Below are 25,804 nucleotides of genomic sequence, written 5' to 3'. Positions count from 1 at the left end.
TGATGGTGGAGTATGACTTGAAGGGGATAGATCACTTGGATGTACTATATAAAAAGTTGAGCAATAATCATGAAATAACGGTATACGATACCACAGAGCTGTATGGTGAAAAAGGATTATTCCGGGTGATGCAGTTTTCAAATGCAGCCGTACAAGGCGCGGTGGATTTGAATCATCCTCAACGCATTCTGTTCGAATATCCGAGAGCAATCATCCATCTCATGGAGCTGAACGATCCGTCATTTGAAGACGTGTTTGTAATCGGGCACGGTATAGGTACGATTGCGGGTCATTTTACAGATAAACGTTTTAAGATTGCCGAGCTGGATGCACAAGTCGTGGAATTCAGCCGAACATTCTTTGGATATGACAAGGACAACGTGACCGTTGGTGATGGTCGCCTCATTTTGGAGAAAGAAGCGTCAGATACTTATGATTATATTATTTTAGATGCCTTCACAGATCAGGGAACGCCGCCGCATTTAATATCCAGAGAATTTTTCGGGATCGTCAAAGAAAAGCTGGATTTGGAAGGGTCCATGATTATGAATGTAATGGGCAAAAGTGAACACGATCATCTGATGAATGCCATTCATACAACGTTGCGTGGGGTATTCGCTTATGTCACAGCTTTCTCCCTCCCCTCGGAAGGCGCTGCTGACCTGCAAAATATCATTATGATAGGCCGAGACAAGCCGATCCGATTTCAGGCACGCCATATGGCTGACTTCAATGAGATTGCACTTGGAGAAGGTCACATTCTACAAGACAGAGATACTTGATGATATATAGTAATTGTTGTTAAAGATACGCCCACACGATTATAGTCCGGGCGTATTGAATTGTGGGAGCGTAGGTGGTACAGGCCTGTAAATGAATAAGCTGAGTAGCTATTGTTGAATAAGCTCCAATATCCGTCTCTCTACATCTTTGATATGAATCGTCTCTTTGTTGCTGGTTCTCCGATCTACTAGCTCTATTTTCCCGTGTCCAGCATCTTTACCCACAACGATGCGCACGGGAATACCCACTAAATCCGAATCCTTGAATTTAACCCCGGGGCGTTCCTCTCGATCATCCATCAACACCTCGACACCGTGATCCTGTAGCTGGTTGTATAAATCCTCAGCCATCTGCATTTGCAGACTGTCTTTAACAGAGATCGGAATAATATGAACTTGAAACGGGGCCAGCGCATGAGGCCATATCATTCCGTTCTGATCATGATTTTGCTCAACGATGGCAGAGAGGATTCGGGAAACGCCAATGCCGTAGCAGCCCATAATCATCATCTGATTTGCTCCAGACGCGTCCAAAAAAGTCGCACCCAGCTTCTCGCTGTATTTGGTGCCCAGTTTAAACACGTGTCCAATCTCAATTCCACGATGAAGCTTCAATTCCCCTTTGTCACAGCGAGGACATAGGTCCCCTTCCATAACGTTGCGTAAATCTGCCACATGACGAAGGTCCATATCGCGTCTTGGATTCACATGCCGATAATGATAATCCAGTTCGTTCGCGCCTGCGATACCGCTGGACATTTGAACAACGGCGTAATCCACCCACACAGGGATCGTCAAGCCCCATGGACCTATGAACCCCGAAGGGGCTCCAGTCGCCTTTGATACGGTATCTGAACTTGCTATTTCGAATTTTTCACTACCTAAAATATGTTTAACTTTCGCTTCGTTGACCTCATGATCTCCCCTGACGACTACAGCAACAGGTTGATCATCAGCCATATAAATCAGTGTTTTGATCATACCCTGTGGCTGTATTTGCAGCGATTCAACCAGTTGATCTATCGTGCGCAGACCTGGAGTGTGAAATTTTTCCATTTTATCTGCGGCAGTTAATGCTTCTGATTTTTCCATGCTTCGTGGCACGGCCTTTTCAAGATTAGCGGCATAGTCACAGCAATTACAAGAAGCAATCGTATCCTCGCCAATGTCAGCCAGCGCCATAAATTCATGTGTTCCACCTTCGCCGCCAATAGCACCCGCATCTGCTTCAACTGCGCGAAAGTTTAGGCCACAACGGGTAAAAATACGATGATAGGCCTTAAACATACTCCAATAAGCTTGATCCAGCCCTTCCCAGCTCGCATCAAACGAATAGGCATCCTTCATCAAAAATTCTCTGCTACGGAGCAGGCCAAATCGTGGCCGTCGTTCATCCCGAAACTTGGTTTGAATTTGATACAGCATGACAGGTAATTTTCGATAGGAGTTCACCTCATTTCGCACTAATGACGTAATGACCTCTTCATGGGTAGGACCCAAGGCAAACTCCCGATCATGTCGGTCTTGAATACGCATCAGCTCTGGACCGTACACATCGTATCTCCCTGACTCTTGCCACAGCTCAGCAGGCTGCAATGCAGGCATTAACAGCTCCCCAGCCCCTGTACGATCCATCTCATCCCGTACGATTTGCTCCACTTTCCGGAGAACACGTCTGCCGAGTGGCATGTAGCTATACACTCCGGCTGCGAGTTGCCGGATAAACCCTGCACGCAGCATAAGCTGATGACTGATCACTTCGGCTTCTGCGGGCGATTCACGTAATGTTGTCAGTAATAATCGACTTTGGCGCATGTGTGGCTGCCTCCTTGTATGGACGATAAAATGTACGCAAAAAGACACATCCGTCAGGGACGAATGTGTCGTGGTACCACCCTTAATTTGACCATATCCATAGTATGGAACGGCCCTTCATCAGATAACGGCGTCTAACCGGTAACGGTTTAAAATACATTCCGCTACAGCTCACAAGGCAGGAAAACGTTCATTCGCGGCGAGAAACCTTTCAGCCCATGGGTTTCTTCTCTGTACGGCGGTTGTTGAACCTTTGATCCTTGGTCTACACTATTCCTGTATATTACAATTTTCATTACATTACACGAAACGGAAGCCGTGGTCAAGCAGATAATTATCTATCTGGAATTCTTCCAGAGACATGAACGATATTTTGATTTCAAAATAATTAAACTTCGTTGTTTGCCATATTGCATAATGAATGGCCAAATTTTAGGACGTATACGCCTGCGAAAGCCTAAAACAAAGCGGATAAAACGAGGCGAAATGTCCCAAATACGAATCGCTTCCTGTTCTATTCCTTTGGGCAACTCATTGGAGAAGAGAAAACGGTTAAGCGATCGTGTAATAACTCCTGTTATCGCTTCAATCGTGCTGACATCCATCACAATGATCGTATCAGAGCGCTGGAGCCGCTCTGTAAAATAATAATCATGATAATTCCCTTCAATGATCCACTCGTTTCTTTGAAGCACTTCCCCAAGCTGTTGCAAAAATTGTTCATCCGTGCTCCGCTTCCACTCCGGTCCCCAATACAAATCATCCAGAGAGATGTATGGCAAATGAGTCCACTTGGATAAACGTTTGGCAAAAAAGGTTTTGCCGCTCCCCGGCGAACCGATCACGATAATACGTTTGGCGTGCTGCACAGCAAAAATTTCGTCATTCAGCCTTCGATGTAAGGGCAGCATTGTATAGATCAGTCGATAAAGCGAACCTACCACGAAAGAACCTCCCTTTAAAAACACATACAGGAGGAACAGCGGCAGAAAAACGATAGCGTATTTCACACTGTTCATCAAGCGGCCTGCTCCTTTTACAGTTTCAGCAACAAAAAGTAGGTTAGATTCTCTTCTTCATTTATGTATCTTTCTCCTTAAAATAAACCCCCTTAAAAAACACAAAATTTCGCGGATGTATGCCGTACAGCTCTTTGAACATGGAATGAAGATTATTTAGAGAAATGGTCTCTGAAACCGTCCGATCTGTTTGAATAGTTAAGGCGACACAGCTGATTCCGAATTGACACACTTGCTCCATAGGATATCCTTGGATAATGCCATATATCATTCCGGCAATAAAAGCATCATCTGCGCCCGTGACATCCTTAACTTCCTGAACTGGGTGCATCAAAATTTGTCCATGAGATCCATCCTGCGAGGCAAACAAAACACGGTCAGCTCCCCGAATAAGAATTACATTTTGAACCCCGAGTTGATGAAAAATTCGGGTTGCGTCCAGCATTTTCTGATCATCCGTAAGTTCTATTCCCAAATAGGATTCAGCTTCTACCTGGTTACATACCAGCCAACTCACCCCATTCAAATTTCGAGGAAGCCTTCTCATTTTGGAAGCGGACACTGAAGAAACGACGAGCGGAATCCGATGTTCATGGCATAGCCGTATGATGGAAGCAATTACGTTCATAGAGAAATTCGTGTCCAGCAGCACTAGTCGGGACGAGGCGATCAAAGGAGTATTTTCAAAGATTACTGAAGGAAGGATCTGATCATAAATTTCCATCTCTGCTGTCGCTACAATCAGCCCCCCACGCTCGTCCAGCAAAGCAGTGTAAACTCCTGTTGACGGTTCACCTTTGACTTGCAGAGGAATCACTTTCATATAATGTCTAGACTGCTCGACTATAAATTCGCCTTCCGCATCATCCCCAACTGCGGTTAACAGACTGACCTGTTGGCTTAGCCTCCCCAAATTTTCGGCTACATTGCGAGCCACCCCACCGCATGATTGCTGCCTGGTGCTGCTCGGGTTGGAGGTGTGAAGCTGAAATGCACCTTTAATCATAATTTTACGGTCAAGATTAGCCCCCCCGATACATAGTATTTTTTGTCTAGAGGGCCAAGGCTCGTCCAGTTCATTTTTGTGAATCTGCTTTAATTTCATCATTTGACTCCTTTCGCAAATCTATTGGCAGAGGATGTTTTAAATTTGTACAGAAATAGGTACTATATCAAATTAACATGTTCCAAATGTCAAATTCTCAAGAATAATGTCGAGTCCATTAAAAAATCACCCATTCGTAAAAATATCATCCATTTTACGAATAGGTGATTCGATTAAAAATACAACCTAAATCCTTCGTTACAATATGCTATTTTAAAATAAATAGAGCAGCTCCATGAGGAGGTAGCTCTGCGGACAGTTCTTGCTCTAAAGTGCCCAGATTCACACGATTCCATAAGTCTCTGCCACTGGTCTGTCCTTCAATGCCCAGGTCTTGCAGCGATACACAGACTCGCGAGGCTTCGTCTCCAGCATTAAACAAAGCCGCATATACATGACCCTCCCCGTTATGCGAAGTCCAGACAATATGTTCATCCTTTCTGTACACCTGCCGGGCATCCAAACCGTTGCGGTGAGCATCCAGCACCTCTTCATTGGTCAGCAGAGAAAGCGTCCACGCATCGTTATCCCGCAATTCTCCCCCAAACATCAGCGGGGATCGGAAAATACTCCACAGGGTCATCATCGTCAATTGCTCATCCTTCGTAAAGCGTGTCCAGCGGTCATGGCTACCGGAATCTACAGAATCTACCGAGCGAATACCCAGATGACCCAGTGGCAGCATGTCGCAATCCGGCCAGTGGCCTGGCCCCACGTGTTCAGCCCATTTCTCGCAGCGCTCAAACATGCCATGCAGCAAAGGCCATACATCCCAGAAATCGTCGGTCATGCGCCACATATTGGCGTTGGCGATTAATTCGGCTGCATGCTCCAGGGGTGCCGGACCGGGCGACAGACTCAAAACCATCGGACGCCCGCATTGGGCGATGGCCTGCCTAATCAATTCAATTTCCGCCAGATGAATGCCGTAGAGTCGGGAGGCCGCAATGTCATCCACTTTTACAAAATCGACACCCCATTCGGCATACTGATCAAACAGCGAGTTATAATACTCCTGTGCGCCTTCCTTGGTAGCATCTACCCCATACATATCTGTATTCCAGGGACAAATGGAGTTGGGATGTGCAATCTGCCTTGCTGTTGCCTGAGTTCCCAAAATCGGCGTATCCTGATGCACCGCCTGCCTCGGAATGCCTCTCATAATATGTATACCAAATTTCAAACCCAGACGGTGTATATATTCCGCAAGAGCCTGGAAGCCGCGTCCATCTGCTGCAGAAGGAAAACGATTCACTGCCGGAATGAGACGTGAAAATGAATCCATTTCCAGCGGAACAAAGGAGCGATATTGTGAAGAAACAGCTCCCGGCTCATACCACTGAATATCCACCACGACATATTCCCAACCGTATTCCTTCAAGTGCTCTGCCATATACTGCGCATTTCCCCGTACCTCCTCCTCACGCACCGCTGCGCCGTAGCAATCCCAGCTATTCCACCCCATTGGTGGTGTATGCGCTACCAAATGATGCTTCATTCCGATTCATCCTTTCATCATAAGAATACTCATCCTGCTGCGAAAATCCACCTCGTCACTACGGTATTATTATAATGTAAACCCTTACTTTTGTCGCTCGTCACCTGCCTCTTTATTTTCCAGTCCCACTTTTCATACAAATTAGTTGACTAACTTAAAGAATGTGGTACATTTAAAATTGGTTGTTAAAAAACTTTGACTTGAATCAGAGGGTGATTTTACGTGTGCAAGCATGCTTACAGAATTTTGTTGTTTTACAAATATGTCAATATTGAAGATCCTGCCACCTTTACGGCAGATCATCTGGCTTACTGCAAGGAGTTGGGCGTCAAGGGAAGAATTTTGATCGCTCAGGAAGGAATTAACGGAACACTGTCTGGTACGGTAGAGCAAACCGAGCAATACATCCGTGATTTGCGCGCCAATCCGAAATTCCACGATATCGTTATTAAAATAGATGAGTCTGACAGTCATGCGTTCAAGAAAATATTTGTACGCCATCGTCAGGAGTTGGTTACGCTGCGTCATGAGGATGAACTAGACCCTAACGAAATCAGTGGCAAGCGTTTGTCACCGAAGGAATTTTATGAGCAGCTTCAAGGTGAAGATGTGGTTGTGCTGGACGGACGTAACGACTATGAATATGACATCGGTCATTTCCGTGGAGCCATTCGTCCGGAAGTCGAGTCCTTCCGTGAATTTCCACAGTGGATCCGCGACAATATGAGTCAGTTCAAGGACAAGAAAATACTGACCTATTGTACTGGCGGCATCCGGTGCGAAAAGCTGTCCGGTCTTCTGATCAAAGAAGGCTTTAACGATGTAGGCCAGCTGGATGGCGGCATTGTAACCTACAGCAAGGACCCGGAGGTTCAAGGCCGTTTGTTTGACGGAAAATGTTATGTGTTTGATGAACGCATCTCGATCCCGATCAACCATACCGACGAGGACGTTATTGTCGGCTCATGCTTCCATTGTGAAACGCCAAACGATCATTATATCAACTGCCCGGTGTGCAATCTCCAGCATATCGTATGTCCAGACTGTGAAGAGCATCATCAACACTATTGCTCTGATGAATGCCGGACCAAAGCAGAAGCCGTTGCTTCTGCATAAATTAGCAGGATAATTGGTTTCATCGTAAAAAGGGATGTCCCACTAGCCTATCAACATGGCTCTGGGCATCCCTTTTTGTTATTCTACTCGTTGCAAATTAGAATAACTGTCTATAGATTCATAGTATATACCTATAGCCTTGATCGCATTTTCATCTTGGACGGGCTTAAAAGCTGCGCCTTATAATGAAAAATGTCATTACAGAAAGGATAGGTGGATTTCATGATTCAAATTGTACTTTCAACTCTTTTATCCGTTATCGTTCCGCTGTCCCTTCCGGTAATCGCCGGTTTTTTACTCGGCAAATTCATGAAGCTGGAAACGAAACCGCTCTCGACTTTATACTTATATTTTTTAAGTCCCGCGATGATTCTGGACACGTTGCTCAAGGCACAGCTTTCTTTGCATGATGTGGCGCAAACAGCCGCCTTTTCGATCTTGAATCTGCTGCTGTTATGGGGAATTGCACAGCTTTCAGGAAAAATTTTTAAGCTAAGCGCCCCTGAAACGGCTGGACTCACCTTGATCTCCACGCTGACCAACAGTGCAAATTATGGATTACCGCTCATTTTACTAGCCTTTGGACAGCTTGGATTGGACAAGGCCTCTGTGTATGTTGTCATCCAGATGATTCTGGTCAATACCCTTGGAGTTTACTTTGCGGCCCGCTCTGAATTTTCCGTTCAAAGCGCCTTCAAGTCCGTATTCTCGCTGCCTGCGATCTATGCGGCATTACTCGCGCTGAGCCTTCGACTACTGGATTGGCATCTGCCCTCCGGCGTCCAATCGGGTGTCTCGATGATTGCAGCAGCCTATTCTCCAGTCGTGCTGGCAATCCTTGGCACCCAGGTGGCTTATGTAAAAATATTCAAGCTGGAGCCGTCTATTAAAAAAGCCAGCTACGCAGGGCTTATCATTCGGCTTCTGCTCTCTCCGCTTGCGGCCTGTCTTGCCATGCTGATCCTGGGGATATCGGGCCTTTTGTTCTCCGTGCTCTTTATCCTGGCTTCCATGCCGGTTGCCGTGAATGCTGTCATCTTGGCAGAAAAATTCAATGCATCGCCCAAACTCGTGTCCACCTGTATCCTGTGGAGCACTTTAGCCTCATTCCTGATTTTACCTATCCTCATTATGATTGTACAGGATAGCTAGAAAAAAGACTCTCTGGGGTATAGAGAATCCAGTATGCAGCCTGCTGTCGACTTAGGCTGCATACAATTGATTAGCGTATTCGTGGAAAACTGATCCAGCCCAGCAGATTTAATCTTGATTTTTTTCCCTTTTCCCGGATTTGTCCCATAAATTCTCCAAGAAATCGTTCCCACTTTAAACCTATTTCTTTTTTCGTGCTATCGTTTTCAAGGACGCATCTTACGCTCTGGTTTAAGGCAGATTCCAAGTGCAATAAGGCTTCACGTAAATGATTATCTATACTTTGTTCGTTCATTTATCTGTTCTCCTCATTTTTGGGTATTGTCAAGCAATGCGATTTCTTGGTCAAGCTGCTTTTTCATTCTTTCAAATTGGGCCTCGGCAACGATATCTTCCACTTCTTGCCGGGCTAATTCAATGTAAGATTTGCTCCGATTGATCAAGTTGGCTCCGCCTTGCATACCAGCTTCGGCAAGAGGGCGGAAAGTAGTTTTAGCAATAGGAAGCAAAGCAGAAGCGGCAAAGGCGAGCGCAGTGCCAATTACAATTTTATCAATGTTATTTTGCAGCATCGTGATCCTCCTAGTAATTAAGTATTACTGCGGCCGTTTAAGCCGCAGCATAGGTTTGATTTGCAGGCAAAGCCCTGATTGCTTGCTTTTTTGAAATTAGAGCCAAAATCGGTTTGGACAAAAGAGATACCGATCCGGCTACACCAAGGATGGGAATCCAATATTTCAGCGGCAGACTGGCGGTATGGAAAAACCCAGCCAATGGCGGAATATACAGCGCTCCTAGCAGAGCCAGCCAAGAAACGCAGAGAGCCCCGATCAAAAAGCGATCTTTCGTCCAATCGCGCACTGTTTCTTCAGAGCCTTCTTGTCGCCACGAAAAGGTTTGGATCAATTGCCCTGAGACCAATGTTGCAAAAGCAACGCTCTGAGCGACAGGCATTGGCGTACCGACTGCAAGGCTTGCAGCAAATAAGCCGAGCGATCCCAATCCCAGCAGAACCCCTCTTGTAATCACTTTCTGGTACAGGTCTTTATCGATGAAATCGATTCGTTTCTGCTGCTTCGTTTTCTGCCCTGGATTTACAGCGAGAACCATTGCCGGCAAAGCATCGGTCAACAAATTCATCAGCAGAATTTGAATAGGAACCAAAGGGATCGGCAATCCAACCATCACGGCAACGCTGGTGACGATGATCTCAGCCAGATTTCCGGTTAATAAACAGCCGAGTGCCTTACGAATATTTCCAATAATTGTTCGGCCTTCTTTGACCCCCTCCAGAATCGTGCCGAAATGATCTTCCGTTAGCACCATATCCGCAGTTTCCTTCGTTACTTCCGTTCCTGTTCTTCCCATTGCGATACCAACGTTGGCTTGTTTGATAGCAGGCGTATCGTTGACGCCATCGCCAGTCATAGCAACGATTTGTCCTCGTTTTTGCAGCGCTGTTACAATGCGAAGCTTATGCTCAGGCGTGACCCGGGCAAAAATGGATACTTGCTCCACAATTTGGCTCAACTCTTCGTCTGATAAACGGTCAAGCTCATGCCCAGTTATAACACTCTGCGCATCATCACTGTAAATTCCGAGTTGCTTCGCGATGGCAATGGCGGTAATCGGATGGTCACCAGTAATCATCACAGGTTTTAGCCCAAGTGCAAAAGCTTCCTGAATATTTTGTTCTACTTCCGGTTTGGGAGGATCCATCATGCCGGTCATGCCGACATAAATTAATTCACGTTCGTCATCAATGGATTCGTTATCGATACTCTCATCCAAAGGTCGATACGCGAAAGCAAGCACACGCAACGCTGCCGCTGAAAACTTTTCATTTTGCTGTATAATGTGCTGCTTCTGTTCTTCGGATAGAGGCAATATATCTCCGTTCTTTTGATATCGATTGCAATGGCGGAGAATCGTCTCAACGGCTCCTTTGGAAAAGAGATAGCATTCCTGCTCCGCCCGAACATCCTTGCAAACCACGCTCATTTTCGCGGTTTTAGAATCAAATGGAATTTCATGCCCGCGATGCCAATGGGTCATATCGTTAAGCCACAGTCCGTTTTTGGCTGCAAGCGTCAAAAGCGCGCCCTCAGTCGGATCCCCTTTGGTCATCCACTGTCCTTCCTGCTGCTCAAGCTTGCTGTTATTGCATAGCAAGCAGATTTGCAGCAAGCGAGTCAAATCAGGATCGGCTGAAGGGCTTTCGTAACTTCCTACATTTTTGAGCCCTGCCGCTGCTGCAGCAGCCTCTGGAGCAAGCTCCTCCAATGCTCCTGTCGGTTCGTAACCATCGCCTGTTACAGTCCATGCGCGATCCGCGGTAGAGAGCGCTTTTACCGTCATTTCATTTTTGGTTAACGTGCCTGTCTTGTCTGTGCAAATAACCGTAGTTCTTCCTAATGTTTCCAATGAGGAGAGCTTTCGGATCAGCGCGTTTTTCTTCGCCATACGGAAGATACCTGCGCTGAGGGCAATCGTGATGGTGACCGGAAGCCCTTCAGGGATGGCAGAAGCCGCCAGTGTGATCGAAGTCGAAATCATTTGTGGAAAAGGGATGCCACGGAACATACCAATTGCGAATACGATCCCTCCAACGATAAGAGCGCCTTTCACAAATTTTTTACTAATTGACGTTACTTTTTCCTGTAAAGGGGTTACTTCTTTTTCCTGCTGCTTTAAAAGCGACATTAAATGCCCCATCTCAGTATTCATCCCGGTTTGTACAACAATACCCATTCCCTTGCCTCCGCACACGTCGGTTCCCATGAAGAGCATGTTGGTTCGCTCAGATAAAGCACAATCTTCTGAGAGAGATGACTCATTCTTTTCGATGGGAACAGATTCCCCAGTCAGGGTCGACTCATTGACTCGCATGTTCCATGAGTTGATCAACCGAATATCGGCTGGAATGCGATCCCCTGCTTCCAGGGAAACGATATCGCCGGGCACCAATTCCACAGCGTTTAGCTCTACGTGCTGGCCTTGTCTGATGACTTTACATACCGGGGGTTGAAATTGATTCAGCTTGTCCACAACTTTTTCCGCTTTACGTTCTTGAATCGTGCCAATTGCGGCGTTCGCAAGCAGGATTGCCCCCATTGCAAGTCCATCGAATAATCCCCCCGTAAGAAAGGCGAGTGCACTTGTGCCAAGGAGGATCAGAGTTGTGAATTCCTTGAATTGGCTCAAATATGCAATGAGCCAAGGAGTAGGTTTTTTACTCTCAAGCTGATTTGAACCATATTGGTTTCTTATAGAAAGAACCTGATCTAACGTCAACCCGTTTTGCAGGTTTGTTTGAAACTTTGCGATAATCTGTTCGCTAGGTAGCTGGTGCCAGGCAAAGGCTTCGGAAGCGGCCGCAGCCTCGTCCTTATAAGCCATTTCCGGTGGAGCTGGCAAGGCTTCACTCCTGTTTTTCATTCTGGATATAAACACAAGCGATAAAGCATCACCGATCAAACTGACCACTGGGGCACTAATCATGCCTAATGTAGCAAAAGCAGATCCGAAAATATTCCATTTTTTAGCAATTAAAGTATGCTCGTTTACGATTTGTTCTGTTTTCTCGGCGTACAAAGCGCTTTCCTGAATAGGTTGTAGCTCATGAATAGAAATCGTCTGGAATCCGGCTTCTTTATAGAACTCATTGAGCGGATTTTGCTCCAGACCGGCGACAAATAAAACCTCTTCGCCTTGCTGCTTGAGCACTGCGATTCGTTCAATCACTTCGCCTTGTTCAAAAGAGGACCAGCTTGTATCCATATCGTATTGCAAAAGCTCGTCAGCGCTGAGTTGCAGACTGTTATTCAACAGTCCAAGCCTCCAGCCTTTTTCGCTGAATGAAAAGGCGGCAGAGCCGTATTCGTTGACCGTTAATTGCCGATGTCTGGAAATTAACCCAAGACATTCGGCTTTGCCATTCCCCTGGCTTCCGACCAAAAGAACGTCGTAATCTTTTCTTGCAAGCCTCTTTGATTTAAGCTCATAGGAACTGCAATCAATACCGTGTTCCTCCATATATTTGTAGCTGCCAATAATAATCTGTCTATCATTGACTTTTCCTTTTATACCCTGTGACTCTTCTTCCACATGAAAAGCAGTGCGGATCGTCCGGCAAGTTCGTTTAGCCTTGCTGAACACCTCTTCTTTCCACGGATGTTCTGTTTTCTCCATTAATGAAGCCGCCAAACAGATCACTTTATCCGCCTCTTGCTCCTTCTCCGCCATACATTGAATTTCTTCAACCTCTGAACGGTTAAACAGGAGTGATGAATCTTCAAATAAAATCGTTTTCGTTCGAGCGAGTTGAGATAGTGATCCTTTTTCCGGAACTACGTATTTTCTTTCTTCTGAAACGAGCTCGGCCTGTTTCCAGGCATACTCAGCAGGTACGGTTATCACCCGCGGATTTGCTGCCAGAAGCACGGCGATGGCACGGAACGGATTCCGGGTAACGGCCCAAGTCATTCCGGCTGCAACAAACCCTAATTTGCCTGCTTTATCGCTATATGCTTGAATTTCCGGTGACAAAGAAGCCCCTTGCTGTCCATTTAATACAGAGTGGCTTCGCTTCCAGTTTACATATTGCAAAATGCTGTGTCCGGCAAGCGCTACAAGATTTTCGCCCATAAGCGCAAGAGCAAGAGCGCTTGTACCTAAAATGAGATCTGAGTTTATTTTTTTCTTATCCGAATAGGTCTGAATTCCTCGTTTGAGAAAAGGGTAGCCGGTTACGACAGATACGAGCGCCGATAAAAAGAACGTCGCCGGACTTCTTGCCAGGGCTGAACGTCCGAAAAAGACCTGCTTGATTCCCAGCACGGCTAAACCACTCATGGAAATAGCCAATGCAATGGGGACTTTTTCCCTTGGCTCGCCCGTATTCGTCTTAGGCGCCGTTGGGATCATCGGCAAATCACAAGGAATATCCAATTCAGCCTGAGCAGCGGCAGCTTCTCGCTTCGCTTCCTTCGACCCGGTAACCTCGTTGTGGGTATCCGGGCGGGCTGTTAGATTGGCCGAACAGATCCCATCTTCTATTTCGCGGATTATATGGAAAATGTGCTGCTCAGAAACAAGCTTTACATCGTAAAGAAGCAGCACTCTGCCCGTCACTGTACAGGGTTCCGCTCTGTAAATCCCACTACAAGTGGACAAGCTTTTGACTAAAAGCTCTGCGGCAGCTTTGCTTCCCTTCAAGCCGTAAATTTCCATCCGTATCCTGCCAGGAAGGACATGAAGAAACCTGTTTTTGTTTCGCAGCGATACCATATCTATCCTCCCTTTTCCATAATCAAAAAATCAGCTTTACTTATGATTAACAATAGTTAGCAGAATATGCATTTTGTTTTCTGAATGTAAACCAGTATAAAAATTTCATATTAAGGAATTATTTTATTAACAAACTTTTTTAAGGAGAGGGTATTGTGGTTAAATCACCGCTTGGTATTATTTTCACTGCTGCCGCTTTAGCACTTGCTGTGTCCCCCGAAGCCCGAAAAGCCGCACGCAAACTTGCCGTTAAAGGAGCAGGAATTGTGCTTGAGCTTGCGGATCAAGTCAAAGACGGCACTAGAGAGCAACAATCCGCAGAAGCAGTAAAAAATGAAGAAAAAAATACAGAAAAGGTTTGGCTTCCGTAACAATTGGCAAATGTAAAATAATTAAAAAAACGCATCATGGGGAACCACTATCCTGGAATAAAAAATCAAATAAAGGAGAGATCAGCATGCTTCAAGGCGGTTCATTATGGGGAGGTCTTATCTCCGGAGGTATAACCCAACTGCAGAATACCATTAGCTTGACGAAAGGACATATGGATAACAAAGATTATATGGTTCATACGTCGGGGAATCTGACAGGAGCACTCGGCGTCATGGCCGGTATTGAGTATGGGGCTATCCTTGGAACTTCGTTGCTGCCAGGAGTAGGGACAGTCCTTGGTTCCGTTGTTGGTGGGTTGTTAGGGAACAGTGTGGGCCAAACAGTTGGAATGCAAGCAGGCAATGTGCTTCTTAACAATCGTTTGGTCAGCAACATGACACAGTACGCATCGAAAGTAACCGAGTCCATAACGAGCCCGGTCGCGGATGCAATGCAGACGACAGCATCTCACGAATAAAAAAATATCCATGTAACTCGCTAACTTCGTTTAGCGAGTTTTCCCTATTTTAAAAACGAGAGGAACCTGACAATCATGACTAAAAACGAACATGAGAATATTCCCGACACGATCACGATTCGCCTCAGCGCCACATGGCAATTGTTTCAAAAAATACGGTATTTATTATTTAGAAAAAAAGAATAGGCAGATGGAGGCATGCGCTGTGAACTATATTAATCGTGAGATAAGCTGGCTTCAATTTAACAGACGTGTTCTTGAGGAAGCGCAAGACGAAAGCACTCCTCTATTGGAGCGAACAAAGTTCATATCGATTGTTTCCACCAATCTGGATGAGTTTGTCAGTGTCAGGGTCGCAGGACTTATGGATAAAATTAGAGCGGGCAATCAAGAGATCGATTTCACTGGCTTTACCCCGCAACAGCTACAAGATAAAGTAATCGCCATGATTGAGCAATTAGTAGCAGATCAGTATGCAACCCATGTGCGGATTATTCAACTGTTAAAGGAAGAGGGCCTTATTTTTACTGCTTATTGTGAGCTTAATCCTACTCAGCAGAAAGAAATGGAAACCTATTATCTTGAAAAAGTATTTCCGGTGCTAACCCCTCTAGCTATCGATAAAAGCCGCCCTTTTCCTCTGATTCGTTCGAAAAGTGTATATTTGGCCGTCTGTTTGAAGCCGCCTTCCGATGCATCGGGAAAGGACGCTTATATTGCCTTGGTTGAAATTCCGTCCAATCTGCCTCGCTATATTAAAGTTCCGTCTCTATCAGCTCATGATCATTGGCAGTTTATTTTGCTCGAAGATTTGATTAAGCAGCATATTCAGACTTTGTTTACTACGTATACGCCTGTTACTTTCCATACATTCCGTTTAACTCGAAATGCAGACCTTGATTTAAACGAGGAAGAGGCTGAAGATATCCTTGATGAAGTGGAGAAAGTATTGCGCGCAAGAAAATGGGGCACTCCGATTCGTTTGGAAATAGAACAGGGATTTGATCCATTTGCACTGGAATTACTAGAAAAAGAACTGGAAATTGAAAGCCAGTTTTTAATTACGAATAATGGACCTATTGACTTAAGCTACTATATGTCATTCGCCAATTCGATTGAGGGTTATGAGCATCTCAAGCATTCGAGATTTGATCCTCTATATCCGTGGGAGTTCACGAACACGGACGATTTTTTTTCAGTGCTGCGAAAAAAAGATGTGCTCTTATTTCATCCGTATGAATCGTTTGACGTTGTTAACGATTTTGTCGGACATGCTGCTGCCGATCCATCCGTTATGGCTATCAAAATGACCTTGTATCGCGTAAACGGCAATTCACAGATTATCCGATCTTTGAATCGAGCTGCCGAAGCAGGAAAGCAGGTCACTGTAGTCGTCGAATTGAAAGCACGCTTCGATGAAGCCAAAAATATTGGGTGGGCAAAAGAATTGGAAAAATCAGGATGCCATGTCGTCTACGGCCTGTCCGGGTTGAAAATTCATGCCAAAATGATTTTGGTTGTACGCAAGGAAGCGGATTCTCTTAGACGTTACATTCATGTCGCAACCGGAAATTACAATGAAGTGTCGGCGCAAATATTTACAGATATCGGACTTTTCTCTTCCGATCCAGAGATCGGTGAAGATGTGTCCAATTTATTCAACAAGATTACGGGATTTTCCGCCCCAAGCCAGTGGCATTACCTCAGCGTAGCACCGGCTCATTTGAAACAACGGTTGTTGGGATGTATTCAGCGCGAAGTGGAAAATGCCTTGAGCGGTAAACCTGCAAGGATTATAGCCAAAATGAATTCGCTGTCAAATAAACAGTTGGTCGACGAGCTATACGCAGCTTCCCAGGCAGGCGTCCGAATTGATCTGATCGTTCGTGGGATCTGCTGCTTGCGTCCAGGAATTCCCGGACTGAGCGACAATATTACCGTTCGCAGCATTGTTGGCCGATTTTTGGAACATTCTCGAATTTTTTATTTTGAGAATGCCGGCATACCCCAATTGTGGCTATCCAGTGCGGACTGGATGACCAGAAATATGGACAAGCGGATTGAATTAATGTGCCCACTATTGAATGAAGAACATCAATCTGTCGTCACCCAATATTTATTGCTGTTGCTGAACGATAATATTAAAGCCCGACAGCTGCTTCCCGATGGACGATATGTTATGGCGCACAATGAACAGCCCCCCTGCCGTAGCCAGTCAGAGGTCAAAAATCTGGTAGTAAGGAAAAACAACTCCTTTCCTATTCAAAACGACTGCATAACCCCATTGGCAGCCTCTGCATACCCAAACGAGTCAGACCTGATTCACTGACTGTTATCATCTCCTGTTTGGTATTGCTTAATAAGATTGTTCAATTTATCCAAAAGTTGTGGCGCCATATCCAAAATCTTGTCGTATACAGTAGGAGAGTTATCCAGGTAGACCGTTTGAACACCCATTTTGCCGATAATTAAAATTGCGAGAGGTGTTACGGACACACCTCCGCCCATACCTCCACCAAATGACGGCATCACCCTTGCGGATTCCTGATTGTGCCTTTCCCAATCGCTTCCACCTGCCGCAAAGCCATAGCTCACTTTACAAACCGGTATGATAATGGTGCCGTCAGACACGGTAATCGGCTCTCCAATGGCCGTATTGACGTTCATCATGTCCTTTAAGTGATCTTTCGCCGTTTTTACAAAAGATTGTAATGGATGCTCTGACATTCATTCACCTCTCTACAATGGTTCTCCTATGTCATTGTAGTCAGGATTGAAAAAGAATAAACCGCATTGACTCTCTACTCCATAGAGAGCCATGCACGTTCCTGTCTCCACTCTACCTGCACCGGCGTTTCAAAAAAATCGCTAAGCGTTTCACTGCTCAGAATATCAGTCGTTCTGCCTTTGGCAAAAACAGTGCCACGGCGAATCAAAATCGTATGCGTGTACATCGGCAGAATTTCTTCGATATGATGTGTAACGTACAGCAAATTCGGCGCACCAGGAGACTCGGACAGCTGACGGATGCTAGTTAGTAGTGCCTCCCGGGAAAAGAAGTCCAGACCGTTACACGCCTCGTCCAAAATCAATAGCTTGGGCGAGGCCATTAGCGCGCGGGCAATAAGCACTTTTTGCTTTTCCCCCTGTGAGCACCCCTGATACAATCGGTCCACGAGATGAGCACAGCCCAGTTGGGTCATGAGGAGTACGGCCTGCTCATAATCCGTATCCGTTGTTTGATCATAAAGTCCAATGGAGGCAAATTTACCGCTAATAACCACATCCTGCGTGCGCTGGCTACCATTGATTCTTTCCTGCAACGAGGAGCTGACCCAGCCGATAGATTTGCGCAGCTCCCTCAGATCCACATCCCCGAAGGCGTGACCCAGCACACCGACACTGCCTGTAGTTGGCCATATGTAACCATTGATCATATTCAGCATCGTTGTTTTACCTGATCCATTCAATCCAAGTACAGCCCAGTGCTCTCCCTCGGCTACCTGCCAGTTGATTTGATCCAGTATGGTGCGATTGTCCCTTTTCCAGCTAACATTGTTAAGTTCAATAACAGAGTTCATAGCTTTCCTCCTCCTAATGATCATATCATCTGATGTTTAAAAACATAATAAAAAGACTATTTTCACTACGTTAAACTTCACTTTTGTATAAGAATAGCACAGTGTTGCAGGTTGTTCAATTTTAAATTCACTGCATAGAATTATTTAAAGTACAGTACCGATACCCTGACTAATAGCCCGCTTTTGGCTCCCCCATACATACGGGAGCCAAAAGCGGGCTGTTTCGTTGTTTTATGATTTGGATGTTGGGGCGATGAACACCGATTTGTGCGGCAGTTTATTCGCTATTGCTCTAGGAAGGTGCAGATTCGTTGCTAATACATCAACAGGATTCCCAGCCAGCCACTCACTCAGATCAATGGCTTCGTAATGACCACTGTTAAAACCAATCAAAATCCGGCATATCTCCGATCCGGTATTTTTAATATAATGTCCGGCTCCCATCGGTACATACCCAACATCTCCGGCTTCAAACTGCTCTGTCACTGCATTCCCTTCAGCGAGAAATACAGTCATTTCTGCATTCCCATCCAAATAGTATTGCCATTCGTCCGCATTGGGATGCCAATGCATTTCTCGCAATCCGCCTGGCTCCAGTTCAATTACAGATCCTGCCATCGTCGAAGAAATCGGAAAATCTTCTACCGTAACGGTCCGCTGCGTCCCTCCACCTGGTGCCAACCTGGGCTGTTTGGCCAATAGAGGATACCGATGTTTAGTGACCAGATCGGAAGAAATGCGAGGATATGCATCATGTGATCCGTTAGAAGGTACAGGTCCTTTTGCAAAATAGGCTTCCTTATCTGGCATAAGAGCCAGTTCGTCGGCTGCAAGTCCCAGATTCTGCATGACAACCTCCGCAGGAGTTTGCGCTATGAAATCCGTTATACTGAACGTGTGGTCCTCCGAAAAATCTCCATTATCAAAAATCAATATAAAATGACACTCTCCAGGACCAAGACCTTGAATGGAATGACCATAACCACGCGGAAAATACCATACATCACCGGGATTGAAAATATCGACATATGAAGAACCATCCGGATGGATAACCGTTGTCCGACAGGAGCCGCTAATCACATAAGCCCATTCAGCCGCATTGGCATGCCAGTGAAGCTCACGCATACCACCCGGCTCCAGACGCATGGAAACCCCTGCTATTCCTTCCGATACAGGAAAATCATGAACCGAAGCCCCACGTGTAATACCTCCCGGTCCGGTTCTGGGTTCCTTTTTCTCCAAAGCATACTTAAATGATTTCATAGCCGATTCCTCCTCAAAACCATTTTATATGTCTATGTTTACTTATTTAAACATATCTATTATATGCCTTTAATGTGAATAAAATCAAATCTATTCATTCTTTATCAACAGGATGTTCAATTTGATCCTCATATTCATCAAAATATACTTTTCCATCAGAACTAATTACGGCATAATTGACATTTTCAATAGAAAGCCCTTTCTTTTTTATCTGCGAATGTAACCACTCGGTTGTAATGTCATTCTGCTTTAAATTTGCTTCCACAATGTGTCCGTCCATAACTAATTCAATGGGAAAAGTCTGTTTGGAACGAACGTCCAAATGTAAATCTTTTCTGGTTACAGGCATACACTCCTGCTTGGGTAGTACGGAAATGCTACCATTCAACTCAAGTACGGCATACTGAACATCTTGAATATTAAAAATATTTTTCCCCCTTAGCTCTTGATTCAAAGTATCCAGCGTAATCTTAAGCTTTCTCATATTACCCTCCAAAATTTTTCCTTCTTGGATCAACACGGTTGGTTTTCCCGAAAACCAGTTTCGCAGCTTGCGGTTCTTCATGGAAAAAAACATCAGAAGGTAAGCAATGACGGTAAAGGTCAATAGAGCTGTTAATAAGAGCCAAATATCTATTGTATTATTAAAGGAAATATTCGCAGTAATGGCCCCCAAGGTAATCGCGGCTACAAAATCATGATAGGTCATTTGCGCAATGGTGGATTTGCCTAAAATACGTGCTATGAGCATCATGATGGTAAAGGCTAGTACAGACCTAAATATTATTTCCCATATTTCCATATACCAAAACTCCAGTTCTCATTGTTTTCATATAGCTTTTCCAATTCCTCTTTTTTCATTACATTCATTTCGATAGGTCAAGGCTGTATCGTTTGTACAACCCATTTTCATTTTGTATCATGACTGTACAATCAGAGACTTCGAGCAGCGGCATAAACCAGGAAAATGAGCATATAAAAGGATGAATCAATAAGGCATTCATCCTTTTATTTCTCTGGTTCAGAGCTTCTCAGTCACTGTAACGTTTCCTCGCTCATGAACTTTTTGCTTTTTTAGCTTTTTTAGCTTTTTTAGCGTCTTTACTGTTACTGTTACTGTTATTCTTATCTTTACTTTTAGCCTTATTCTTATCTTCGCTCGGGACCGTTACTTTCTTCTTTTCATTGGCCAGTCGCCAATAGCTTATTACTTTGCGGTACATAGACTTATCTTTTAATTGATTAAAAATGTATGGATCAGGCTTCGTATTCACCTCAATAATCCATGGGGTAAAGCTGCGATCCAGTCCAATGTCCACTCCGATTTGCCGGAAATTCGGATATGTTTTTTGCAGCTGTGAGGCAATGGTAATGCCCAGGGCATTCAGTTTCTTTATCAGCTCAGCCTGTTTGCTTTGGGATAAATGAGACTTTAGCAGCTCCTCCAGTGCCATCGGCGTACCACCGCTATGATAGTTGGTTACGATTTTGCGGGGATGACCGAGCCGACCAATAATTCCGGTAGATTCCCATGGCCCTTTTGCATTGCGCTGCACCATGACCCGGATATCAAAGTAACGCTTCTGATGACGCAGTAAATGGATTCCCTTTTGAATGAGATAGCTTTTCTTCCCCGTTTTCTTCGACAGGCTGGCATATAGTGCCTCTACATTTTTGAACTCCACACGCTTTTCCTCATGTTGATAGGCAAACCGCTGACCTTCCTCCTGCTCTACTCTCATGACACCTTTACCGAACGTACCTCGCTCGGGCTTTACATAGACCATACCGTACTTCTCCAGCATTGACTTCAAATTCGCTTTGGTATATCTTCGGGTATCCGGCACAAACGGCTTGATGCCGCGATGCGGGAGAAGCAATTGGGTTTTATGCCACTTGCTGAGCAAAGCCTGTGCTTGTGAAGAATTCACTTGCCCCTCTCCTCTCTAATCCCAAGGTAGAACGCACCTGTTACAAAAAGATCAATCCATCGTATGCAACAACTCCCTAGCCGAAAGCTACATCAGCCCTGTTCTGCTTAGAAATGGACGTTTGGCCTTGCCCGGTCGAAGTTGCCTGTCCAGGCATACGATAGGATAAGACGCCGGACGCGTACATTTGCTTATATAAGGAGTGAAAAACATGTCAGTGCAATCGGATGGGCCACAGAAGGGTTCTCTTACCATCGATGTTCTGATTCCTGCAATTGATAAAGATATAGCCACTTTGCCACTGGTAATTAACAGCCTTCGCCGTCACGTGCAGCACCGAATTGGAACAATATATATCGTTTCACCGCAAAGCGCTGGAATTCGTCGACTATGTGCAAGCAAAGGCTGTACATTTGTAGATGAAAAGACGGTGCTACCCATCACAAAAAAACATATCCGTTATGGTACAGCACGCTGGGACCGCTCAGGCTGGCTGTATCAGCAATTGCTCAAAATGAACGGCGATAAAATCAGTAAAGCTTCTTTCTTTCTCGTCATTGATGCGGATACGATTTTGATTCGTCCACATGTGTTTCGAAAGGATGGCAAAACGATATTTTACTATCGGAGCTGGAGCCAGCCTGAGTATTTTCGCACCTACCGCAAGCTTATGGGCGTGAAAGCCCCTTCACCAAAGTCCTTTGTTACTCACTATATGCTATTTGAAAAAGCGCGACTCACCCGGCTCAAGCAGGTCATTGAGGCCCGTCATGGAAAACCCTGGTACAACGCGATTATCCAAAGTATAGATCGGAAAAAACAGTTTGGTTTTTCCGAATATGAGACGTATGCCAACGATCTGTACAGCAAGCAGCCCTCTCGGATGATTTTACGCAAGTCACTTAATAAAGCGCTTCATTGTCGGGCTTCTTCCCTCTCGCAAAAACAATTGGATGCCTACGCTAAAAAACATCGTTCTCTATCCTTTCATCAACGTAAAGTGTATCAGCTTGTTAAAAATCAACAAAATTCCGCAAAATGATGTGATCCATAATGGATCTGTATCGAAGGAGGAAGTGCCTGTGCACATCGTATTGCTATGCGGTGGTGCTGGAAAACGGCTGTGGCCATTGTCCAACGATATCCGCTCGAAGCTGTTTCTCCGACTGTTGCCTGCCCCTGACGGGCAAAAGGAATCCATGCTCACTCGGGTGGTCCGACAGCTTACTGTAGCGGGGCTGGATTCCTCTGCCCTGCTGCTGGCTCATCAAAGCCAGGTAAATTTAGCCTACCGCCATACGGAAGGTCGTCTGCCCGTACTAGGCGAACCTGCCAAACGGGGAACCTTCACCGCAGCTGCACTGGCAGCCGCTCATTTTCACGCCAAAGGCGTGGGGCTGGACGAAATTGTTTGTATAGCTCCAGCGGATATGTTTGCGGGAGAGGATTTCTTCCACCATGTAGCGGCGCTTTCCTGTTTGTTGCTTGATCGTGGAACCGATCTGGCCATGCTTGGGACAAGGCCCACTCATCCCTCCGACCAATACGGATATATCGTTCCGGGTCAGGAGAGGATCATGAAAGGAAACATCTCCTATGCGTCAGTTGACCGCTTCACAGAAAAGCCGGATCACTTGGGGGCGCAACAGCTTATCAGCCAAGGTGCGCTCTGGAATTGCGGCATTTACGCTTTTAAGCTACGATATATGCTGGCCTGCATGGAGCGTAGTCATTTGCCGCTGGACGACAAGGCATTATGCGCGATGTATGACTGCCTCCCTGTTCGCAGCTTCGACGAGGAGATTGCGGAGCGTGCCGAACATGCCGTCGTCCTGCCCTACGAGGGTGAATGGCGTGATATCGGCAGTTGGCAAGCATTAACGGAGCAACTGGGCAACCGAGTGACTGGACGCGGACAGATCAGTGGCCCCGCTCATGGTACGCATATCGTCAATGAGCTGCCCTATCCGCTTCATGTCATTGGCGTGGAGGATATTATTGCTGCTGCCAGCCCCGATGGCATCCTCATTGCCGCCAAAAGTCATGCCCACGCGATCAAGGAGAAGCTGGGGACTCTTCAGTTACGCCCTATGCATGGTGAAACCTCCTGGGGCAGCTACCGGGTGCTGGACGAATATGATCATCGGAGCTTGAACGATATTCTTGCCATACGCTTGACGGTGCTGCCAGACCATCGCTTAAACGGACAGCTTCACGGCAGTGGGCTGAAAGTGTGGACGATTGTTTCCGGACGGGGGGAGGTCATGCTGAACGGAGAACGCTTTATGGCGGCAAGCGGTTCAGTCTTTCGCATTCCGGTTGATATGTATCACACGATCCGTGCCGATCTCGATAAACCATTGGAGCTGATCGAGGTTCGTCTGGGAGAAAGCTTGGTGAGCGCCTTCTTTAAATCCGAAGCCTGACGCATATCGATGCCACTAATATGTATCCATTTGTGTACGAGAATGACAAATAAAAAAATCGCTCTTGAGTGTAGGAAAGGAAAATCCCTTGCTCAAGAAGCGATTTTTATTTTGTCATGATACATTTTAATTAGGTTACAGCTCTAACCTTGGAAGATAGATATACCTCGTTGGCCTTGATCATCCTGGCTTCTTTTAAGAAATGCTGCATGATCTCCAACTGATACTTTATACGTACATTCTTGGGCAGACTCCAGCCTGTTTCCACGGTGACCGCGCGTGCGCCTAAGATACGTGCGGCCGCTGTACGTGAGGAACCTGGAAGCTCATGCAACCGAAGGTTGAAATGGCGGCCTTTGTCCTTGATGGAACGGTTCATTCGCTTTATAGTTCGACGCACTGCAGGGACTACCGGATTTCCTTTATTGGAAATTAGTGTTTGACCAAGCACCCTGGCATCCTTTTGTGACAATCCGTTGGCTTCATGCAGATCGAGATACCACTCAGGTTGATGCTTTCGTGTTAATTGGAATACCGCAGCGGAAAGTGGATTGGATGCCGCCTGCTTATTATTGCGTGGAAAGGTTCGATTCAGATCAGGTATCCCCCTAATCCGTTTGCGGTAAGCTGCTTGGTTGACAATAGGCACGACTATAAGCTTGCCTTGGCTGATTAGCAGCTTCTGCTGATTCAACAGCTCCACCAGCTTCTCAGCCGCGCGGATGCTTGCGATTTCCTTGCCGTGGATGCCCGCGACCACCATCACATGCGGACCTCTCTGTCTCCCGGTGGCTATATAATATGGAGTCACCCAGGAACAACCCTTTCCAAGCATATGCTTTTTTACCTTCATTCCCTTCACCTCCGTTTAGGCTCAGGCTTTCGATCCCTTTTCTCCTCTCCTTGCCGTCGGATTATTTCACGATATAGTTTCACATATTTGTCGGTCATCTGTTTGTTAGTAAATCTTTGCGTGACATACAGGCGAAGCTTGGCTGGTGACGGGTAATTTTTTTGTTTTACCTTTCGTGCCATTTGGCCAACAGAATTACAAATCAGCTCTGGAAAGCCTGAAAGCACCTCGGGAACGGAGCCATTTTTTAAAGCCAGTACGGGTGTTCCACAGGCCATCGCCTCTACCATCACAAGACCGAAGGGCTCTTCCCACAATGTCGGGAACAACAGACATTCCGCATGCTTAAGCAATTTCTGCTTTTGATTACCTCCCACCGCCCCCACATAGCGGATTTTGGGATTGTGCTGAATTCGCTTTTGAATCTCCTGGCGAAAAAATAAAGGTGCTCTGATAGGACCGGCAATAAGCAATCTTTTTCCTGTTCGCTCTGCAACCTGAATAGCTTGCAATACACCCTTATTACGTATAATCCTGCCCATGAACAGCAAATAGCCGCGCTTCTCGCTGCTGAACTCGTATTCATGTGTGTTGATACCGTTATACACATAAAATCCTTTGCCCCCGCCCATAAGCTGGCGTGCCCGTTTACTGACAAATACCGGGTTTTTACCGTGTCTCTTCACGGGAAGATGAACTGTACATACTGATGGACAAGGTAGCTTCCTGCGTCCTAGAGCAGAACGAAAGGTATGATCATGAATGATTTGCGTGCCGGGAGGCATCCGCTGAAGTACGTACTGAGGGATCTGATCGTGCTTTAATCCCTTGGGATAGGTAATCAGCCGCGCGCTGCTCCTGCTGCCACGGGCGGCAAACAAAGATACGTGATGCCCTCGTCTTACCAGTTCCTCCGTTAGTTCATACACGACCTTTTCCGTTCCACCCTTTATGGAGGGTACCGGCTGTGCATTGGGATAGTTGGAGATGACCTGAACAATGGTTAGACGTTGGCCTTTGGATGTTTTAACCTGCTTTAAAGCCATACGAATTCCCCTTCCTGATCGGAATACGGTGTGCTTTTTAGGAAATGAACGGGAGACTGAGCTTATTCCCGTACAAGA

At 45.8% G+C, this 25,804-nt stretch carries 22 protein-coding genes; 8 read left to right on the top strand and 14 right to left on the bottom strand.

The features are described from left to right. Positions 1-17 precede the first annotated feature (17 nt). Entirely contained in the window at positions 18-782 is a 765-nt protein-coding gene (locus NST83_RS11805; protein ID WP_342417930.1) for a fused MFS/spermidine synthase, read from the top strand. Positions 783-890: 108 nt separating this feature from the next. On the opposite strand, the gene NST83_RS11800 is transcribed toward NST83_RS11805, so the two are convergent. From NST83_RS11800 to NST83_RS11785, 4 genes are all read right to left on the bottom strand, one after another. After that, positions 891-2,597 carry a proline--tRNA ligase gene (locus NST83_RS11800; RefSeq protein ID WP_342417718.1) on the bottom strand — a complete coding sequence of 569 codons (1,707 nt, stop codon included), beginning with the start codon at positions 2,595-2,597 and terminating at the stop codon, positions 891-893. 338 nt (positions 2,598-2,935) lie between these two features. Beyond that, on the bottom strand, positions 2,936-3,616 hold the full coding sequence (locus NST83_RS11795) for an adenylate kinase (RefSeq protein ID WP_342417717.1): 681 nt from the start codon (positions 3,614-3,616) through the stop codon (positions 2,936-2,938). Between the two features lie 61 nt (positions 3,617-3,677). Beyond that, positions 3,678-4,721: a carbohydrate kinase family protein gene (locus tag NST83_RS11790; RefSeq protein ID WP_342417929.1), complete on the bottom strand. Its 1,044-nt coding sequence runs from the start codon at positions 4,719-4,721 to the stop codon at positions 3,678-3,680. A gap of 208 nt (positions 4,722-4,929) precedes the next feature. Next, positions 4,930-6,219 carry a glycoside hydrolase family 27 protein gene (locus NST83_RS11785; protein ID WP_342417716.1) on the bottom strand — a complete coding sequence of 430 codons (1,290 nt, stop codon included), beginning with the start codon at positions 6,217-6,219 and terminating at the stop codon, positions 4,930-4,932. 222 nt (positions 6,220-6,441) lie between these two features. Between NST83_RS11785 and NST83_RS11780 the strand changes: the two genes are divergently transcribed. Next, entirely contained in the window at positions 6,442-7,335 is an 894-nt protein-coding gene (locus NST83_RS11780) for a rhodanese-related sulfurtransferase (RefSeq protein ID WP_342417715.1), read from the top strand. A 222-nt stretch (positions 7,336-7,557) separates the two neighbouring features. Continuing rightward, positions 7,558-8,487 carry an AEC family transporter gene (locus NST83_RS11775; protein ID WP_342417714.1) on the top strand — a complete coding sequence of 310 codons (930 nt, stop codon included), beginning with the start codon at positions 7,558-7,560 and terminating at the stop codon, positions 8,485-8,487. A gap of 70 nt (positions 8,488-8,557) precedes the next feature. Here NST83_RS11775 and NST83_RS11770 read toward each other — a convergent pair whose 3' ends face one another. From NST83_RS11770 to NST83_RS11760, 3 genes are read right to left on the bottom strand one after another with little or no spacing between them, the layout of a single operon-like run. Next, complete coding sequence (locus tag NST83_RS11770) at positions 8,558-8,782, bottom strand: hypothetical protein (protein ID WP_137063026.1); 225 nt, start codon at positions 8,780-8,782, stop codon at positions 8,558-8,560. Positions 8,783-8,795: 13 nt separating this feature from the next. Next, positions 8,796-9,059, bottom strand: coding sequence for a DUF5132 domain-containing protein (locus NST83_RS11765; protein WP_137063025.1), 264 nt, complete (start codon positions 9,057-9,059; stop codon positions 8,796-8,798). A gap of 37 nt (positions 9,060-9,096) precedes the next feature. After that, complete coding sequence (locus NST83_RS11760) at positions 9,097-13,776, bottom strand: HAD-IC family P-type ATPase (protein ID WP_342417713.1); 4,680 nt, start codon at positions 13,774-13,776, stop codon at positions 9,097-9,099. Between the two features lie 155 nt (positions 13,777-13,931). Here NST83_RS11760 and NST83_RS11755 point away from each other — a divergent pair, with 155 nt between their 5' ends. From NST83_RS11755 to ppk1, 3 genes are all read left to right on the top strand, one after another. Further along, complete coding sequence (locus NST83_RS11755; RefSeq protein ID WP_342417712.1) at positions 13,932-14,147, top strand: hypothetical protein; 216 nt, start codon at positions 13,932-13,934, stop codon at positions 14,145-14,147. Between the two features lie 86 nt (positions 14,148-14,233). Next, positions 14,234-14,626: a hypothetical protein gene (locus tag NST83_RS11750; protein WP_013310198.1), complete on the top strand. Its 393-nt coding sequence runs from the start codon at positions 14,234-14,236 to the stop codon at positions 14,624-14,626. Positions 14,627-14,816: 190 nt separating this feature from the next. Beyond that, on the top strand, positions 14,817-16,955 hold the full coding sequence (ppk1, locus tag NST83_RS11745) for a polyphosphate kinase 1 (RefSeq protein WP_342417711.1): 2,139 nt from the start codon (positions 14,817-14,819) through the stop codon (positions 16,953-16,955). Here the strand turns inward: ppk1 and ytfJ are convergent. From ytfJ to NST83_RS11720, 5 genes are all read right to left on the bottom strand, one after another. Further along, positions 16,949-17,353, bottom strand: a complete 405-nt coding sequence (ytfJ, locus tag NST83_RS11740) for a GerW family sporulation protein (protein WP_342417710.1) — start codon at positions 17,351-17,353, stop codon at positions 16,949-16,951. The two genes, ppk1 and ytfJ, sit on opposite strands and share 7 nt — an antisense overlap. A 74-nt stretch (positions 17,354-17,427) precedes the next feature. Further along, positions 17,428-18,207, bottom strand: coding sequence for an ABC transporter ATP-binding protein (locus NST83_RS11735; RefSeq protein WP_137063021.1), 780 nt, complete (start codon positions 18,205-18,207; stop codon positions 17,428-17,430). 231 nt (positions 18,208-18,438) lie between these two features. Continuing rightward, positions 18,439-19,470, bottom strand: a complete 1,032-nt coding sequence (locus tag NST83_RS11730) for a cupin domain-containing protein (protein ID WP_342417709.1) — start codon at positions 19,468-19,470, stop codon at positions 18,439-18,441. 94 nt (positions 19,471-19,564) lie between these two features. Continuing rightward, complete coding sequence (locus NST83_RS11725) at positions 19,565-20,272, bottom strand: DUF421 domain-containing protein (RefSeq protein ID WP_342417708.1); 708 nt, start codon at positions 20,270-20,272, stop codon at positions 19,565-19,567. 253 nt (positions 20,273-20,525) lie between these two features. After that, a complete protein-coding gene (locus tag NST83_RS11720) occupies positions 20,526-21,401 on the bottom strand; it encodes a YheC/YheD family protein (RefSeq protein WP_342417707.1) in 876 nt (291 codons plus the stop codon). A gap of 211 nt (positions 21,402-21,612) precedes the next feature. On the opposite strand from NST83_RS11720, the gene NST83_RS11715 reads away from it, so the two are divergent. Then, positions 21,613-22,443, top strand: a complete 831-nt coding sequence (locus NST83_RS11715; protein ID WP_137063016.1) for a DUF6492 family protein — start codon at positions 21,613-21,615, stop codon at positions 22,441-22,443. Positions 22,444-22,483: 40 nt separating this feature from the next. Beyond that, positions 22,484-23,827: a sugar phosphate nucleotidyltransferase gene (locus NST83_RS11710; protein WP_342417706.1), complete on the top strand. Its 1,344-nt coding sequence runs from the start codon at positions 22,484-22,486 to the stop codon at positions 23,825-23,827. Positions 23,828-23,957: 130 nt separating this feature from the next. On the opposite strand, the gene NST83_RS11705 is transcribed toward NST83_RS11710, so the two are convergent. Continuing rightward, complete coding sequence (locus tag NST83_RS11705) at positions 23,958-24,680, bottom strand: succinylglutamate desuccinylase/aspartoacylase family protein (protein ID WP_342417705.1); 723 nt, start codon at positions 24,678-24,680, stop codon at positions 23,958-23,960. 5 nt (positions 24,681-24,685) lie between these two features. Further along, positions 24,686-25,726 (bottom strand): glycosyltransferase family 4 protein, encoded by a 1,041-nt coding sequence (locus NST83_RS11700; RefSeq protein WP_342417704.1) that lies wholly within the window; start codon positions 25,724-25,726, stop codon positions 24,686-24,688. Between the last annotated feature and the right edge of the window lie 78 nt (positions 25,727-25,804).

It is taken from the genome of Paenibacillus sp. FSL R10-2782 (assembly GCF_038592985.1).
Taxonomy (GTDB): Bacteria; Bacillota; Bacilli; order Paenibacillales; family Paenibacillaceae; genus Paenibacillus; species Paenibacillus terrae_C.
Note: the sequence above shows the minus strand (reverse complement) of the source record. Positions and strands in the feature narration are given on the sequence as shown.